Source organism: Streptomyces sp. NBC_00457 (assembly GCF_036014015.1).
In the GTDB taxonomy this organism is placed as follows: domain Bacteria; phylum Actinomycetota; class Actinomycetes; order Streptomycetales; family Streptomycetaceae; genus Streptomyces.
The window spans coordinates 4,811,876-4,825,895 of sequence record NZ_CP107905.1 but is presented as its reverse complement, the minus strand read 5'-3'; the positions used below and the strand labels follow the sequence as shown (position 1 = coordinate 4,825,895).

The 14,020-nt window shown below is 68.6% G+C and carries 12 protein-coding genes; 5 read left to right on the top strand and 7 right to left on the bottom strand.

Going from position 1 to position 14,020, the window contains the following annotated elements; all coding sequences use genetic code 11:
• Positions 1-4 precede the first annotated feature (4 nt).
• Complete coding sequence (locus OG828_RS21820; RefSeq protein ID WP_328502066.1) at positions 5-820, bottom strand: DUF4253 domain-containing protein; 816 nt, start codon at positions 818-820, stop codon at positions 5-7.
• A gap of 281 nt (positions 821-1,101) precedes the next feature.
• Here OG828_RS21820 and OG828_RS21815 point away from each other — a divergent pair, with 281 nt between their 5' ends.
• On the top strand, positions 1,102-1,458 hold the full coding sequence (locus OG828_RS21815) for a DUF805 domain-containing protein (protein WP_328359386.1): 357 nt from the start codon (positions 1,102-1,104) through the stop codon (positions 1,456-1,458).
• A gap of 9 nt (positions 1,459-1,467) precedes the next feature.
• Here the strand turns inward: OG828_RS21815 and OG828_RS21810 are convergent, their stop codons facing one another.
• Together OG828_RS21810 and OG828_RS21805 are read right to left on the bottom strand one after the other, a co-directional pair.
• Entirely contained in the window at positions 1,468-1,665 is a 198-nt protein-coding gene (locus OG828_RS21810; protein WP_328502065.1) for a DUF397 domain-containing protein, read from the bottom strand.
• A complete protein-coding gene (locus tag OG828_RS21805) occupies positions 1,662-2,489 on the bottom strand; it encodes a helix-turn-helix domain-containing protein (RefSeq protein WP_328502064.1) in 828 nt (275 codons plus the stop codon). Before OG828_RS21805 ends, OG828_RS21810 begins: the two co-directional genes overlap by 4 nt.
• A 113-nt stretch (positions 2,490-2,602) precedes the next feature.
• On the opposite strand from OG828_RS21805, the gene OG828_RS21800 reads away from it, so the two are divergent.
• From OG828_RS21800 to OG828_RS21790, 3 genes are read left to right on the top strand one after another with little or no spacing between them, the layout of a single operon-like run.
• Positions 2,603-3,124, top strand: a complete 522-nt coding sequence (locus OG828_RS21800) for an ATP-binding protein (protein ID WP_328502063.1) — start codon at positions 2,603-2,605, stop codon at positions 3,122-3,124.
• Positions 3,061-4,980, top strand: coding sequence for a P-loop ATPase, Sll1717 family (locus OG828_RS21795; RefSeq protein WP_328502062.1), 1,920 nt, complete (start codon positions 3,061-3,063; stop codon positions 4,978-4,980). The genes OG828_RS21800 and OG828_RS21795 overlap by 64 nt, the downstream gene beginning before the upstream one ends.
• Positions 4,981-5,029: 49 nt before the next feature.
• Positions 5,030-6,772: a serine/threonine-protein kinase gene (locus tag OG828_RS21790; RefSeq protein ID WP_328502061.1), complete on the top strand. Its 1,743-nt coding sequence runs from the start codon at positions 5,030-5,032 to the stop codon at positions 6,770-6,772.
• Positions 6,773-6,796: 24 nt separating this feature from the next.
• Here OG828_RS21790 and argS read toward each other — a convergent pair whose 3' ends face one another.
• Positions 6,797-8,554, bottom strand: a complete 1,758-nt coding sequence (gene argS / locus OG828_RS21785) for an arginine--tRNA ligase (RefSeq protein ID WP_328502060.1) — start codon at positions 8,552-8,554, stop codon at positions 6,797-6,799.
• Positions 8,555-8,774: 220 nt separating this feature from the next.
• Between argS and lysS the strand changes: the two genes are divergently transcribed.
• Positions 8,775-10,520, top strand: a complete 1,746-nt coding sequence (gene lysS, locus OG828_RS21780; protein WP_328502059.1) for a lysine--tRNA ligase — start codon at positions 8,775-8,777, stop codon at positions 10,518-10,520.
• A 72-nt stretch (positions 10,521-10,592) separates the two neighbouring features.
• Here the strand turns inward: lysS and OG828_RS21775 are convergent, their stop codons facing one another.
• The 3 genes from OG828_RS21775 to OG828_RS21765 form a co-directional block, all read right to left on the bottom strand.
• Positions 10,593-11,897 (bottom strand): DUF2637 domain-containing protein, encoded by a 1,305-nt coding sequence (locus tag OG828_RS21775; protein ID WP_328502058.1) that lies wholly within the window; start codon positions 11,895-11,897, stop codon positions 10,593-10,595.
• A 153-nt stretch (positions 11,898-12,050) separates the two neighbouring features.
• Complete coding sequence (locus OG828_RS21770) at positions 12,051-12,926, bottom strand: DUF3558 domain-containing protein (RefSeq protein WP_328359360.1); 876 nt, start codon at positions 12,924-12,926, stop codon at positions 12,051-12,053.
• Between the two features lie 141 nt (positions 12,927-13,067).
• Positions 13,068-13,940, bottom strand: a complete 873-nt coding sequence (locus OG828_RS21765) for a DUF3558 domain-containing protein (RefSeq protein ID WP_328502057.1) — start codon at positions 13,938-13,940, stop codon at positions 13,068-13,070.
• Between the last annotated feature and the right edge of the window lie 80 nt (positions 13,941-14,020).

Here is a 14,020-nt window from a genome sequence, read left to right as displayed (position 1 = left end):
ATGATCAGTCCCACCAGAAGTGCCAGGCCGGTTGGTTGAGGAGGCGGTGCTCGGCGTAGGCGCGCAGGGTCGTGTCGTTGCTCTGCCAGATGTTGTCCGGGCAGAACGCGAAGTGCTCGGCGGCGAGTGCCTCCGCGTCGGCCTGGGTCGAGGGCGGGGCCGCGACGGACACCAGCAGGTGGTCGAAGCCGAGCGCCACGACCCGTATGCCGAAGCGGTCCTCCCAGGAGCGGAGTACGGCGCACAGCCGGGCCACGTCGCCCTCGTGGTTCGCCGGGCCCGACCAGCCGATCGCCGCCGGTATGTCCGCGCTGCGGCGCGCGGGGACGAGGGCGAGGTGCGGGTCCTTGAACGGGCCGCCGCCCGCGAGGAGGAGCGAGTCCGCGATCTCGGCGGCGGCGGGTTCGGCTGATTCGATGGCGTCGGTGGAGTCGGCTGCGGGCTCGGGGACTTCGGCTAGGCCCGGCCACTCCTCGCCGTCCTCTCCCTCGCAGTCCTCCCAGAGCTCCTCCAGCACCTCGTCCGCGTCATGATCGCCCGGGTACGACACCTCTCCCGGCATCAAGTTCCAGTCCTCCGGGCCGCCTTGGCTCCCGCCGGTCTCTATCAGCACCGGCAGCAGCCCGGCCCGTCCGGCCGGTGCGCCCAGTTTCGTCCAGACGCCCACCGACGCGGGCGTCTCGGCATGCCACAACAACGGCTCATGCCAGGGGCCTTCGTCGGTCGCGTCGATCAGTCGCCCCGGCGGAAGCGTGAGCCCGAGCGCACGACCGCTCGGATCGGCCGCGAGCGTGGGCAGCGGGTTGGGAAGTGTCGCCATGTCACCGACTGTAAGGCCGACCACTGACAACGGTTCGAGGTCGTTCCGGCCTCGAAGCGGCGTAGGACGGGACACGAATCGCACACGGTTCGCGCGCGGGCGACGGAAACATCGGTGACCTTGGATGGTTCTGTCCCCGAATACGCCTTTGGGTTTGCCTCCAACACCCCGCTGAGCAGGGACGTCTACCGCGTTGACGAGAACCCGTCAGCTCCGTACGTTCTGCCTCTGGCCGGATCCGATCGGTGAGGCTCAAGCATCGATCCCATGGGGGGATTTACATGAACTGGTTCGTCGACGTTCTCAAGAAGTACGCGGTGTTCAACGGGCGTGCGCGCCGCAAGGAATACTGGATGTTCACGCTGATCTACATGGTCATCGCCATCGTGCTGTCGGTCATCGACATGGCCGTCATCGGTTCGAACATCCTCGTCCCCATCCTCACCGTCGCGCTGTTCCTGCCGGGCCTGGGTGTCACGATCCGCCGGCTCCACGACACCGGCCGCACCGGCTGGTGGGTCCTCATCAGCATCGTCCCGCTCGTCGGCCTGATCGTGATGCTGGTCTTCCTCTGCGCGGACGGCCAGGACACCAACAAGTACGGCCCGAACCCCAAGTTCGCGCCGGCCCACGCCTGACGCTTCGGCTCAGCGGGTCGCGTACGCGGTGAAAGCGGCCCAGGCCTCGGGGGAGGCGGTGAAAGTGGGGCCGCTTTCCTCGGGGTTCTTGGAGTCGCGGATGTGGATGGCGCGGCTGGACTTGCGCCAGGAGACGGCGACTTCGAGGCACGCGCCGCCTTCGCTGCTGCTGTAGGTCGACTTGAACCACTGAAGTGCGGTGCTCATGGCTCTCCTAGCAGACGATCCAGCAGGCTTCTTGACTCCTCGATGGTGAGGGCCTGCGTCCGCAGCATCGCATACTTGCGCGCCAGGATGGACACCTCATCCGGGTTGGAGACCCACTGGCTGCCGCGCTGCGACTCGGTGTAAGCGAGGTGCTGGTGGTCGGGCGTCTCGACGAGGATGAACGGGCCCGCGTCTCCCGCGTGAGACGTACGGTTCAGCGGCAGGATCTGCAGTGACAGGCAAGGGAGTTCGGAGCACTCGCGCAGGAAGCGCAGCTGTTCGAGGTGGACCTCGCTCCCTCCAGTGGGCATGAGAAGTGCCGGCTCCCAGACCACGAAGCTCAGGGTCGGCGGAACCTTGCGGTGCAGGATCTCGCGGCGCTCGATACGAGCGGTGACCTTGGTCTCCAGCTCGTCCGCTTCGTAGGCCGGGACACGCCCGCTCAGCAGAGCGTGGGCGTACGCCCTGGTCTGTAGCAGGCCGGGGACGACCGCGTTGTCGTACCACGACAGCGCAATCGCCTCCCGCTCATGCTGCATATACAGCTCCGCCCACATCGGGAACTGGTCGATCTCCGGCAGGTTCGCCACGCCCACCGACAGCATCCCCTTCGTCTGGAGGATGTCGTCCAACAGCGCCGCCAGGTCCGGTTTCAGAGACCTCCGGCCCTGTTCGATCGACGCGATCGTCTCCTCGTCCAGCTTGACGCGGTCGCCCAGCGCACTCTGGGTGTAGCCAGCGACACGACGCGCCGCGCCCAGTTGCTTGCCGAGCATCTTCATCGACGTCAGGTTCTTCGGCCGCGGCGGCCTCTTCGCGCTCATGCTGGTCTCAATCCCCCAGGGCACACGTACGTCACCGGGTACGAGCCCGTACAAAAAATCCGTACGGGTTCACCGGGTGATCAACGCTAGTCACTCTCCGCAACTCTCGTCTCGTGAACGAGACGATCCAACTCCCGCCGCTGCGCCAGAAGTTCTTCCCCCGTGACCGGCGATCCGTGCCCGCCGCACGGCGGTTCGCGGCCGAGACCCTTGCCGGGTGGGGGCTCGAAGGAAGCCCGTGCGCGGACGACGTACTGCTCTGTGTGAGCGAGCTGGTGACCAACGCGTTGATGCACGGCGTTCCGCCCGGGCGGCAGTTGCTGCTGTTCCTGCGGTACGACGGGCGCGTGGTGGGGGTCGAGGTGCACGACAGCGGGGGTGGTGCGCCGCGTGTCGTGGAGCAGCGCGACGAGGGTGGGCGGGGACTCGTGCTCGTCGCCGCGTTGAGTGATGGATGGGGGGTGCGTGAACGCGAGTTGGGGAAAGTGGTGTGGTGTGAGTTCGTCTGTCCCGTGACGGTGGGCGGTGCCGATACCGTGTCGGCCTACGGGGCGACACATAGGGGGACGGGATGGCTGACGGGCCCGTACTCGCGCGGCTGCACTTCGGGCGTGAGGATGCCGAACGGGATGTGACCGAAGGGCTGTTGCTGCGCGGCGGGTTTCTGCCCAACGCGGCCTATCGCGCGGCGCTGTCCGGGCGGAAGATGCTGATCATCGGGCGCAAGGGGTCCGGCAAGAGCGCGATCTGCATGCAGCTGTCGGCGGACGGCGGGCAGCATGCCGGGACCGTGCTGGTGACCCCCGACGAGACCGCCGGGGAGGAGATCCGGCGGTTCGAGTTGCAGGGGCTGCCGGGGGACTCGGCGAAGTCGTTGATCTGGCGGTATCTGTTCGCCGTACATGCCGCTCGCCACCTGGTGACACACGCCAAGGACGCACACCGGCGCAAGCCCGACTCCGTGAAGGCGCTGGCGCGGTTCCTGAAGCAGAACGGGGAGTCGGCCGGCGGGCGGCTCGGTGACCGGCTCGCGCAGGGGGCACGGGGACTGCAGACCTCGCTGTCCCTGGAGGCGTTCGGGGTCAAGGCGGGGCTCGACCTCGCGCAGGCCCCGTCGGAGGGCGCGCAGGCCGCCCGGCAGCTGGAGGTCGTCGAGCAGGGCGTGGCCAAGGCCTTCACCGACCTCGGCTGCGCCGGTGAGCACGGGCCGCTGCTGCTCATGGTCGACCAGCTGGAGCAGGTGTGGTCCGCCGAGTCGGACAGCAACTCCATGGTGATCGGGCTGCTGCTCGCCGCGAAGCACGCAGCGAGTCTGTACGGCGGTGCCGTGCGGTTCCTGCTGTTTCTGCGCGCCGATATCTACGACTCGCTGTCCTTCGGGGAGGGCGACAAGTTCCGCGGGGACGAGCTGCGGATCACGTGGACCGAGCAGGCGTTGCGGGATCTCGCGCTGGCTCGGGCGCGGGCCTCCGTGGGGGCCGAGATGACGGCCGAGCTGCTGTGGGGAGAGCTGTTTCCGGCGGTGGTGGAGGGGGAGGAGACCGCGAGCTATCTGTTCCGGCGGTGTCTGCCCCGGCCGCGGGACGCCATCCAGTTCCTCAACCTCTGCCAGGAGACCGCCTGGTTGATCCATGGGCGGGAGCGGATCACGGAGGGGGATGTGCTGCAGGCGGGGCGGCAGTTCTCCGACTGGAAGCTGAAGGATCTGGCGCTGGAGTATCTGGTCGCGCATCCCTTCCTGAAGCATCTCTTCCCGCTCTTTCAGAACACGGGGTACGTGGTGACGCGTGCCGCCCTCGGCAGCCGGTTCGACGCGGCGGCCGAGTCACTGCACCGGCTGTTCCCGGCGTACGCCGACGCGCTCACGCTTTCCGGCATCGTCGACGTCCTCTACGCGGTGGGCTTCCTCGGGGTGCGCCGCGGCAACGACGTGGTGTTCGCCGGGGACGACGACCTGCCCGTGCAGGCGCACGAGACGGAGTTCCACGTCCATCCCTGCTTCCGGACAGCGCTCGGGGCGACCAGCGCTATCGACCTGCGGCACTTCGCCGGGGGGGCCTTTGACATGGACCTCCCCCGCGTCGTCCAGGGCACCTTCCAGGGGGCCGACGTCACCGGGCTGACCACTCCGACCCGCGACCACCGACTGGTCCAGGAACTGCGGCGCTCCTGCCACTCCATCCTCGCCCAGACCGGGCGGGCCGTGGACCTGGCCCAGGACGCCCAGGACGAGATCAGTCGGCAGATCAACCGGGTTCTCGACGAGGCCAACAACGTCCCGTTGAACGCCAGGTCGACCTTCGACCTGGAGGACCGGCTTCTGGTCACCGCCCACTACTTCGACACTCTCGCCGCGCAGCTCCTCGCCAGCGGGCTGGACGACACCGCGGGCGCGGGCGATGTCGTACGCCGCATCGAGGAGGAGGCGCGGCGGCTGCGGCGGCAGGCGGGCGGGTCGTACGGAAGCTCGGGCAACTCGTCGGGAAGCTGAGCCACGTCGGAAACAGTGAGCGGCGGGAACGCGGCTTGGGAGGTCACACGTGCAGGGCGGCGAACTTCTCGCCGGGCGGTTCCGGATCGGCCAGTTGCTGGGTGCGGGCGGCATGGGGCAGGTCTGGGCGGCTCAGGACGAGCGGATGCGGCGGGATGTCGCGGTCAAGGTGGTTCATCCGCAGTACGGGATGGACGAGTCGGAGACGCAGGCCCGGTTCCAGCGCGAAGTGCAGCTGGCGGGGCGGCTGTCCCACCAGAACATCGTGACCGTGCACGATTGGGGTGAGGTGTCGGTCAACGGGCGCCAGACCCTCTTCCTGGTGATGGAACTCGTGCACGGAGTGCCTCTCCACAGGCAGTTGAACGAGTCCACACCGCCCTGGACGCTCGCCGTCGGCTGGAGCGCACAGATCGCCGAGGCGCTGCACGCCGCGCACAGCCAGGGCGTCGTCCACCGCGACATCAAGCCCGCGAACGTGCTCCTCACTTCCTCGGGGACGGTGAAGGTCCTGGACTTCGGGGTCGCGAAGTTCATGGGGGAGACCATCGGCGCCCGCGAACTCACGGTGACGGGTACGCCGCTCGGCTCGCCGCCGTACATGTCTCCGGAACAGGCCATGGGAGCCCGCGCGATCGACCATCGCAGCGATCTGTACTCCCTGGGCTGTCTGCTCTACCACGCGGTGACCGGCCGTCCGCCCTTCACCAGCGATGTCCAGTGGGCCGTACTGCGGATGCAGATGGAGGACACCCCGGTCGCCCCGAGCTCGCTCGTCGCGGGCCTGCCCGGGGGCCTGGACGACCTGCTCATGAGCCTGCTCGCGAAAGACCCCGACAGCCGGCCGCAGGACGCGGCCGTCGTCCACGACGCCCTGAGCACCGTGCTGTTCGAGCATGCCGTCGCGCTGCCCGACAGCAAGCCGCTGGACGCGCTCGGACCGGGGCACGGGGACTCGCTCGCGGGGCGGTTGCTGACGAAAGCGTGGGAGGTGTGGGAGCGGGCGGAGGGCGAGGGGGCCTCCGTGCGCGCGGAGGCCGAGGGGCTGTTGCGGGCGGCTCGCGCGGACGCGGAGCAACTGCTGCGGGCGGCTCGCGCGGATGCCGATCGGGTCAAGGCGGAGGCCGGGAACGGGATGGTCGACGCGGACGTCGGAGAACGGCCGGCGAGGCTGAAAGACGGCAACGATGAGCTGGCCAGGCTGGCTGCCGAGAACGATGCTCTGCTGGCCGACAACGAGGCTGCGCTGGCCAGGCTCGAAGCGGGCAACAAGAGGCTGCTCGCCGGTGTGCTGGCGCAGCAGGCTCCCGGTCGGGCCGGGAGCGATGCTCAGCCCGGTGTCCCGGCCCCCCTGTTCCTCCCGGCCGGTGACGCCGCACAGGCCCCGGACACGGCGGCCCGGGGCTTCACCATCGCCCGTCGCGGCTACTCCGTCGAGGAGGTGCATGAACGTGTCGCCGTGATCACGGCGGACATCGACCGGGCGCTGCGTCGCGCCGCCGTCGTGGAGGCGGCGATCACGGAGATGGTTCCCGAGACGGCGGCGGGCCTGATCGCCGACGCGGTCCATCGAGCCGGGGTGAACGCCGCCTTTGCCACGGCTCACCTCAAGCAATGGCGCGGAGCAAATGACGTGCACGGGTTCGCGGTGGTCAAGAAGGGCTACGACCAGAGCAGGGTCAACTGGTACATGTCCGACCTCATGTACACCTACGAGGAGGCGTTGAGGCGCCTCTCCGCCGTGGACAAGCTCTACGACGAGTTGAAGGCGGGCGGTCACCAAGGGCAATGACCGCCCGCCGTCCGTACGTCAGCGTCAGAGCCGCTCGGGCGTCCTGATGCCCAGCAGCGCCATGCCCTGGTGGAGGGTGCGGGCCGTGAGGTCGCACAGGAACAGGCGGTTCTCTGTCTGTTCCGGGGTGTCGGCCTTCAGGACCGGGCACTTGTCGTAGAACGACGTGTAGAGCGACGCCAGTTGGTACAGGTAGGCGGCCAGCTTGTGCGGTGCATACTCCGCCGCCGCCTCGAAGACCGTGTCGCCGAACGCGTCCAGGTGCAGGCCCAGCTCGCGCTCCGCCGGGGCGAGTTCGAGTTCGGGGTGCGCGGACGGTCGTACGTCTCCCGCCTTGCGGAGGATCGACTGGATACGGGCGTACGCGTACTGGAGGTAGACGGACGTGTCGCCGTTCAGCGAGACCATCTGGTCCAGGTCGAACTTGTAGTCCCTGTTCGGGGACGTCGACAGATCCGCGTACTTCACGGCGCCGATGCCGACCTGAGTGGCCCGCTCCTGGATCTCGTCCTCGGTGAGGTCCTGCGCCTTCTCCCGTACGACCTCGGCGGCCCGCTGGACCGCCTCGTCGAGGAGGTCCTCCAGCTTCACCGTCTCACCCGCACGCGTCTTGAACGGCTTGCCGTCCGCGCCCAGCACCGTGCCGTAGCCCATGTTGTGCGCGGTGACGTGCTCGGTGAGCCAGCCCGCCCGGCGGGCCGTCTCGAAGACCATCTTGAAGTGCAGGGACTGGCGTACGTCCACGACGTAGAGCAGCGTCGTCGCGTGCAGGTCGAAGACGCGGTTCCGGATCGCGGAGAGGTCGCTCGCCGCGTAGCCGAAGCCGCCGTCCGCCTTCTGCACGATCAGCGGCACCGGCTGGTCGTCCTTGCCGCGGATCTCGTCGAAGAACACGACGAGCGCGCCCTCGGACCGCACGGCGACTCCGGTCTCCTCCAGCAGCCTCGCCGTCTCCGGCATCAGGTCGTTGTACGCCGACTCGCCGACGATCTCGTCGTCCCGGACCTCCATGTCCAGCTTCTCGAAGACCGAGTAGAAGTAGACCTTCGACTCGTCCACGAACTGCTGCCACAGGTCGAGCGTCTCCTTGTCGCCGGACTGCAGGGCGACGACCCTCTTCCGCGCCCGCTCCTTGAAGTCGTCGTCCGAGTCGAAGACCGCGCGCGACGCCTTGTAGACCCGGTTCAGGTTGCTCATCGCCTCCTCGCCGTCCACCTCGGACGGCGGGGCCAGCTCACCCGGGTTCTCGATCAGGTACTGGATGAGCATGCCGAACTGGGTGCCCCAGTCGCCGATGTGATGCCGGCCGATCGTCTTCTCGCCGGTGAAGTCGATCATGCCGCGGAGGGCGTCGCCGATCACCGCGGAGCGGAGGTGGCCTACGTGCATCTCCTTGGCGACGTTCGGCTGTGCGTAGTCGATGACGGTTACGCCCGCGTTCTCCTTGGGGGGGACGCCGAGACGGTCGGGGTCCGCGTAGCGCTGCGCGAGGTTGTCGGTGATCGCCTTGTCGGTGATCGTGATGTTCAGGAAGCCGGGGCCGGAGACCTCGACGTCCTTGATCACGTCGCCGGTGGTGATGTTGGCGACGACCTGCGTTGCCAGCTCCCTCGGGTTCGACTTCGCCTTCTTCGCCAGGGCGAGGATGCCGTTGGCCTGGAAATCGGCCCGGTCGCTGCGTCGCAGTAGCGGGTCGACGGAGCCGGCCTCCGGCAGGGTTGCCGAGAGGGCGGACGCGAGGCGCTGGTTGACGGAAGCGGTGAGGGACGTGACCGGGGCCATGGGGTGGGAGCCGTTCTCCTCGTGGGTTGGACAGACACGGTCAGTATCCCATGGGGGGTAAAGGGGTTTTCTGCGGCTGCTGGCCGGTGGGGGCTGGTCGCGCAGTTCCCCGCGCCCCTAGGTGGGTCGTTGAAAAGGCGTTTTCGTTGTTGCCGTCGGAGCTGGGAGAATGAGGGCGCCAGCCGTTGACCGTACCGGCTGCCTCTGGAGAAAGAAGGACGTGCCGATCGTGGCTCAGAGCACCGAGACCATCGACTGGGTCTCCCGTTTCGCGGATGAGGTCATCGAGGAGTCGGAGCGTCGGGCCCCGGGCAAACCGGTTGTCGTCGCGTCCGGACTGTCGCCGTCAGGGCCCATCCACCTGGGGAACCTGCGTGAGGTGATGACCCCGCATCTCGTCGCCGACGAGATCCGGCGGCGGGGTCGCCAGGTCCGGCATCTGATCTCCTGGGACGACTACGACCGGTACCGCAAGGTGCCGGCAGGCGTCGCCGGGGTCGACGAGTCGTGGGCCGAGCACATCGGCAAGCCGCTGACCTCCGTCCCCGCCCCCAAGGGCTCCGCCCACCCCAACTGGGCCGAGCACTTCAAGGCCGCGATGATCGAGTCGCTGGCCGAGCTGGGCGTGGAGTTCGACGGGATCAGCCAGACCGCGCAGTACACCACCGGCGTGTACCGGGAGCAGATCCTGCACGCCATGCGGCACCGCGGCGACATCGACGCGATCCTCGACCAGTACCGGACCAAGAAGGCCCCCGCCAAGAAGCAGCAGTCGCAGAAGCCCGTCGACGAGGCCGAGCTGGAGGCCGCCGAAGGGTCGGGCGCCGCCGCCGAGGACGACGGCTCCTTCGGCTCCGCCGGATACTTCCCGTACAAGCCCTACTGCGGCAACTGCGAGAAGGACCTCACCACCGTCACCTCCTACGAGGACGACACCACCGAGCTGTCGTACACCTGCGACGCCTGCGGTTTCGCCGAGACCGTCCGGCTGAGTGAGTACAACCGCGGCAAGCTGGTCTGGAAGGTCGACTGGCCGATGCGGTGGGCGTACGAGGGGGTCGTGTTCGAGCCGAGCGGGGTCGACCACTCGTCGCCGGGGTCGAGCTTCCAGGTGGGCGGGCAGATCGTCGGGATCTTCGGCGGGAAGCAGCCCATCGGGCCGATGTACGCGTTCGTGGGCATCAGCGGCATGGCGAAGATGTCCTCGTCGCGGGGCGGGGTGCCTACCCCTGCTGACGCCCTGAAGATCATGGAGCCTCAGCTCCTGCGCTGGCTCTACGCCCGGCGTCGCCCCAACCAGTCCTTCAAGATCGCCTTCGACCAGGAGATCCAGCGGCTCTACGACGAGTGGGACAAGCTCGACGCGAAGGTGGCGGACGGGTCCGCGCTGCCCGGCGACGTCGCCGCGCACGCGCGTGCCGTGGGGACCGCCGGCGGTGAGCTGCCGCGTACGCCGCGGCCGATGCCGTACCGGACTCTCGCGTCCGTCGCCGACATCACCGCCGGGCACGAGGACCAGGCGCTGCGGATCCTCTCGGAGCTGGATCCGGAGCAGCCGCTCGGGTCGCTGGACGAGGTACGGCCGCGGTTCGACAAGGCCGAGGCGTGGATCAACACGCACGTTGCCGCCGACCAGCGCACCATCGTGCGGGACGAGCCCGACATCGCCCTGCTGAAGTCCCTCGACGAGGCGTCCCAGCAGTCGCTGCGGCTCCTCCTCGACGGGCTGGAGTCCCACTGGTCGCTCGACGGGCTCACCCACCTCGTCTACGGCGTGCCCAAGGTGCAGGCCGGGTTCCCCGCCGACGCCACGCCCAAGGAACTGCCGGCCGAGATCAAGACCGCGCAGAGGTCGTTCTTCGCTCTGCTGTACCACCTGCTGGTGGGGCGGGACACCGGGCCGCGGCTGCCGACGCTGCTGCTGGCGGTGGGGCAGGAGCGGGTACGGCGTCTGCTCGGCGAGTAAGCGGTACGTACGGCGGTACGGGAAAGGGGCCCTCCGGCGAGGGCCCCTTTCTGCTGCACGTTCTGCTTCACGTCAGGCGATGTGGTTCTCTTCCAGTTCCGCGTTGTAGAGCTTCGTGAACCGGTTGACCATGCGCTTCGCCTCGTCCGGCAGGAGCGTGATGCTGAACTCCGCCTCGACGTTCTCGCTGTACTCGCGCGGGGTCGGGTAGCCGGTGCCGCCTATCGACTTCTTGAAGACCTGGTAGTAGTCCTCTTCGGTCGGCTCGGGAGCGGGCGTGCCGCCGCCCTCGCCGAGTTCGCGGGTACGGCCCCGGCTCACCGGGATGCGGAAACTGCCGGTCTCCTCCATCGAGGGTTCTGCGGGTTCTGCGGGTGCCGGGGGAGGAGGCTCGTTGTACTGCTCCGCCTCGTATGTCGGGTCATACGGCGGCTCGTATGTCGGCTCGAATGTCGGGTCGTAGTCGCCGTGGTACTCGATGGACTGCGGGTCCCGGGCGTGCAGCCAGGGGTTCTGGTCCAGTTCGGGTGCGTAGTACTGGTACTCGGCGTCCTGGTTGCTGTCCAGCTCCAGGCGCTGCTCGCTGGGAGGTGCCGCTGCGCCCACCCGTGCCGCCCCAGCGGCACGACTGCCCGCAGCTGCGTCGACGTCGACTTCCTGCTTCGGCGCCGGAGGCAGCAGTGCCGGTTCTATGCCCGCCGCCGCCAAGCCCGCCGGGGCCGTGTCAGCCAGGGGGACGCCGTACTTGGCGAGGCGTAGGGGCATCAGGGACTCGACCGGGGCCTTGCGGCGCCAGCCGCGGCCGAAGCGGGAGCGGAGGCGGGCCTGGTAGACGAGACGTTCCTGCTCGAGCTTGATGACCTGGTCGTAGGAGCGGAGCTCCCAGAGCTTCATACGGCGCCAGAGGAGGAACGTGGGCACGGGAGAGAGGAGCCAGCGCGTCATGCGGACCCCCTCCATGTGCTTGTCCGCCGTGATGTCCGCTATGCGGCCGATCGCGTGGCGCGCAGCCTCCACCGAGACCACGAACAGGATCGGGATCACCGCGTGCATGCCCACGCCCAGCGGATCCGGCCAGGCCGCCGCGCCGTTGAAGGCGATCGTCGCCACCGTCAGCACCCACGCCGTCTGGCGCAGGAGCGGGAAGGGTATGCGTATCCACGTGAGGAGCAGATCCAGGGCGAGCAGGACGCAGATGCCCGCGTCGATGCCGATCGGGAAGACGTAACTGAAGTCCCCGAAGCCCTTCTGGAGGGCCAGTTCGCGGACGGCGGCGTAAGAACCCGCGAAGCCGATGCCGGCGATGACGACGGCACCGAAGACGACCACGCCGATCAGAATCCGGTGCGTCCGTGTCAGCTGCAGTGGCGCGGCCACCCGTACTCCCCTCCCCATGCAAGTCGTTGCGCGCAACAGAGTGGCACATGTGTACGGCGCGCGGGTTGCCGGGACGTGAGAGCCCGGTCCCAGAGAGGAACCGGGCTCCGTCAAATGGTTATGTTCTGGCGCGAGTTGGGCCCGATGTGACGGTCAGTTCTTCTTCGCCGCGGACTTCGACGGAGAGGCATCCTTCGACGGGCTCTTGGACGGGCTCTTCGACGCCGACGGTGAACTGCTCGCCGCAGAGCCGTTGGCCGACGACACCGCCGCCACCGCCTCCTTCGCCGCCTTCTGCGCGTCCTTCATCAGATCCGTCGCGCTCGGGGTCTTCTCGCCCGCCAGGCCCGCGCCGTTGTAGTCGACGGTGACGACGACGTTCTCGACCTGCACCACGACCGTCTGCTGCTTGAAGGAACCCTCCTTCTTCTTCAGGTCGTAGCGCACCGCCGTCGCCGCGTCGCCCATGCCGGTCACCGGCTCGGACTTGACGCCCTTCGCACCCTCCGCCGACTGGGCGGCCTGGACCTGCTTGTCGTAGTACTCCTGAGCCTGCTCGTCGCCGGCACCGCGCGTCGTGTCCGAGTCGAAGCGGAGCAGGGAGACATTCAGCCAGCGGAACTGCGAGCCCTTCACGCCGTTGTCGTCCAGGCTGCTCCAGGAACAGTTGCCGCGCGACGCGGCATCGTCCGAATTGCCCTCCTTGCCGGACGTCTTGGCCTTCGGTACCAGATCGCCCAGCGTCTTCTTCGCCAGCACGGTGCAGGGCTTCGGAAGCTTCGCGTACGCCGCCGCCTGAACCGTCGGCGACGGGATCGCGGACGCCGACGCCTCGTCACCCGCGCTCTTGCCCTCGCCGGCGCTGTCGGAACCAGAGCCCGAGTCGGAGTCGGAGGAGCAGCCGGCGGCGATCAGCATCACGGGAACCGCGGCCGCGCACACAAGGACGCGGCCAAGACGCTTCCTCCGCCGGTCACGCTGGTCACCCTGGTCTAGCTGTGCTCGTCGCTGCATGGTTCCTTCACTCATGACGCTCGTGCTCCTGCCGTCGGATCGGGTCCGGGGACGCTGAGGTTCCTGCGGTCGGATCGGGTCCGAGGGGCCACGGTACGCGGTGAAGGACTTGTGTGTTCCTCGTTCGGGTGCTTTGCAAAGGGCCCGTACGGCACGCTAGTCGGCCAGCGAGTCCGCCAGCTGAGAAGCCAACTTCTGCGCCCTGTCCTGCATTTCCTTGCTGTCCGGCACGGTGCCGACCGTCGCCGGCTGCTCCTCGTACTGGATCGTCACGATCACATTCGACGTGCGGAACGCCACAGTCACCGTGCGCTGCCGAGCCGTCGAACCGGCGCTGCTCAGCATGTCGTCCAGGAACGCCTCGTCGCCGAGACCGTCGAGGAGGCGGGGCTGGAGGTCGGACGGGGTGGCGGAGGGGGAGGAGCTGGGGTCGGCGGTGGAGGAGCCGGAGGGGGACGCGGTGGAGGGGGACGTGGACTGGGATGCGGAGTCGGACGGTGACGCCGACTCCGCGTCCGCCTCTGCGTCCTCCGACCCCGACTCCGATTCCGACGTGGACGCCGTGGCCGAGACCGTCGGCTCGGGGAGGTCGGCCGCCTCCTCCCTCGTCGCGAACAGCGACTCCGCCTCGCTGTCGTCGCTGACGGCGTTGTCGTACGACACCACGCGCTCGAAGTCGACGAGCAGGTGGTCCGTGGCCTCCGTCGACTCGACCTTCCAGCGGCAGCCGACCTTGCGGTCCGTGTCGAACGTCTGCGTGGGGTTGCCCGCGTAGGCGTTCTCGCGCTGCTCCTCGTCCGTCAGCTGCCTGATGCCGGGGAGCAGCGAGTTGAGGGTCTCCTGACTCACGGCGCCGCACGGCTCCGGGAGCGTGCGGTAGCGGCCCGGCTGGGCCTCGGCCGCCGCGTTGCCCGTGTCGCCCGGGTTGGAGTTGTCCGTCGGGCCGCCGTCGTCCGAGCCGCCGGTGCAGCCGGCCAACAGCGCCGCGAGGAGCGCCGCGACGCCGGATACGTAAGCCTTCCGCTGCACGGTCAGGATCCTCTCGACGGTGTCTCTTGCCGGGCCCGCCCGGCCGCTCTGCCAGTGTCCCCGCTGGTTAATCGCTTGCC

What these genes read in the sequence shown, in the direction of transcription:
- OG828_RS21820 (WP_328502066.1), bottom strand. Translation starts at nt 820, where the DNA reads ATGGCGACACTTCCCAACCCGCTGCCCACGCTCGCGGCCGATCCGAGC.
- OG828_RS21815 (WP_328359386.1), top strand. Translation starts at nt 1,102, where the DNA reads ATGAACTGGTTCGTCGACGTTCTCAAGAAGTACGCGGTGTTCAACGGG.
- OG828_RS21810 (WP_328502065.1), bottom strand. Translation starts at nt 1,665, where the DNA reads ATGAGCACCGCACTTCAGTGGTTCAAGTCGACCTACAGCAGCAGCGAA.
- OG828_RS21805 (WP_328502064.1), bottom strand. Translation starts at nt 2,489, where the DNA reads ATGAGCGCGAAGAGGCCGCCGCGGCCGAAGAACCTGACGTCGATGAAG.
- OG828_RS21795 (WP_328502062.1), top strand. Translation starts at nt 3,061, where the DNA reads ATGGCTGACGGGCCCGTACTCGCGCGGCTGCACTTCGGGCGTGAGGAT.
- argS (WP_328502060.1), bottom strand. Translation starts at nt 8,554, where the DNA reads ATGGCCCCGGTCACGTCCCTCACCGCTTCCGTCAACCAGCGCCTCGCG.
- OG828_RS21770 (WP_328359360.1), bottom strand. Translation starts at nt 12,926, where the DNA reads ATGAGTGAAGGAACCATGCAGCGACGAGCACAGCTAGACCAGGGTGAC.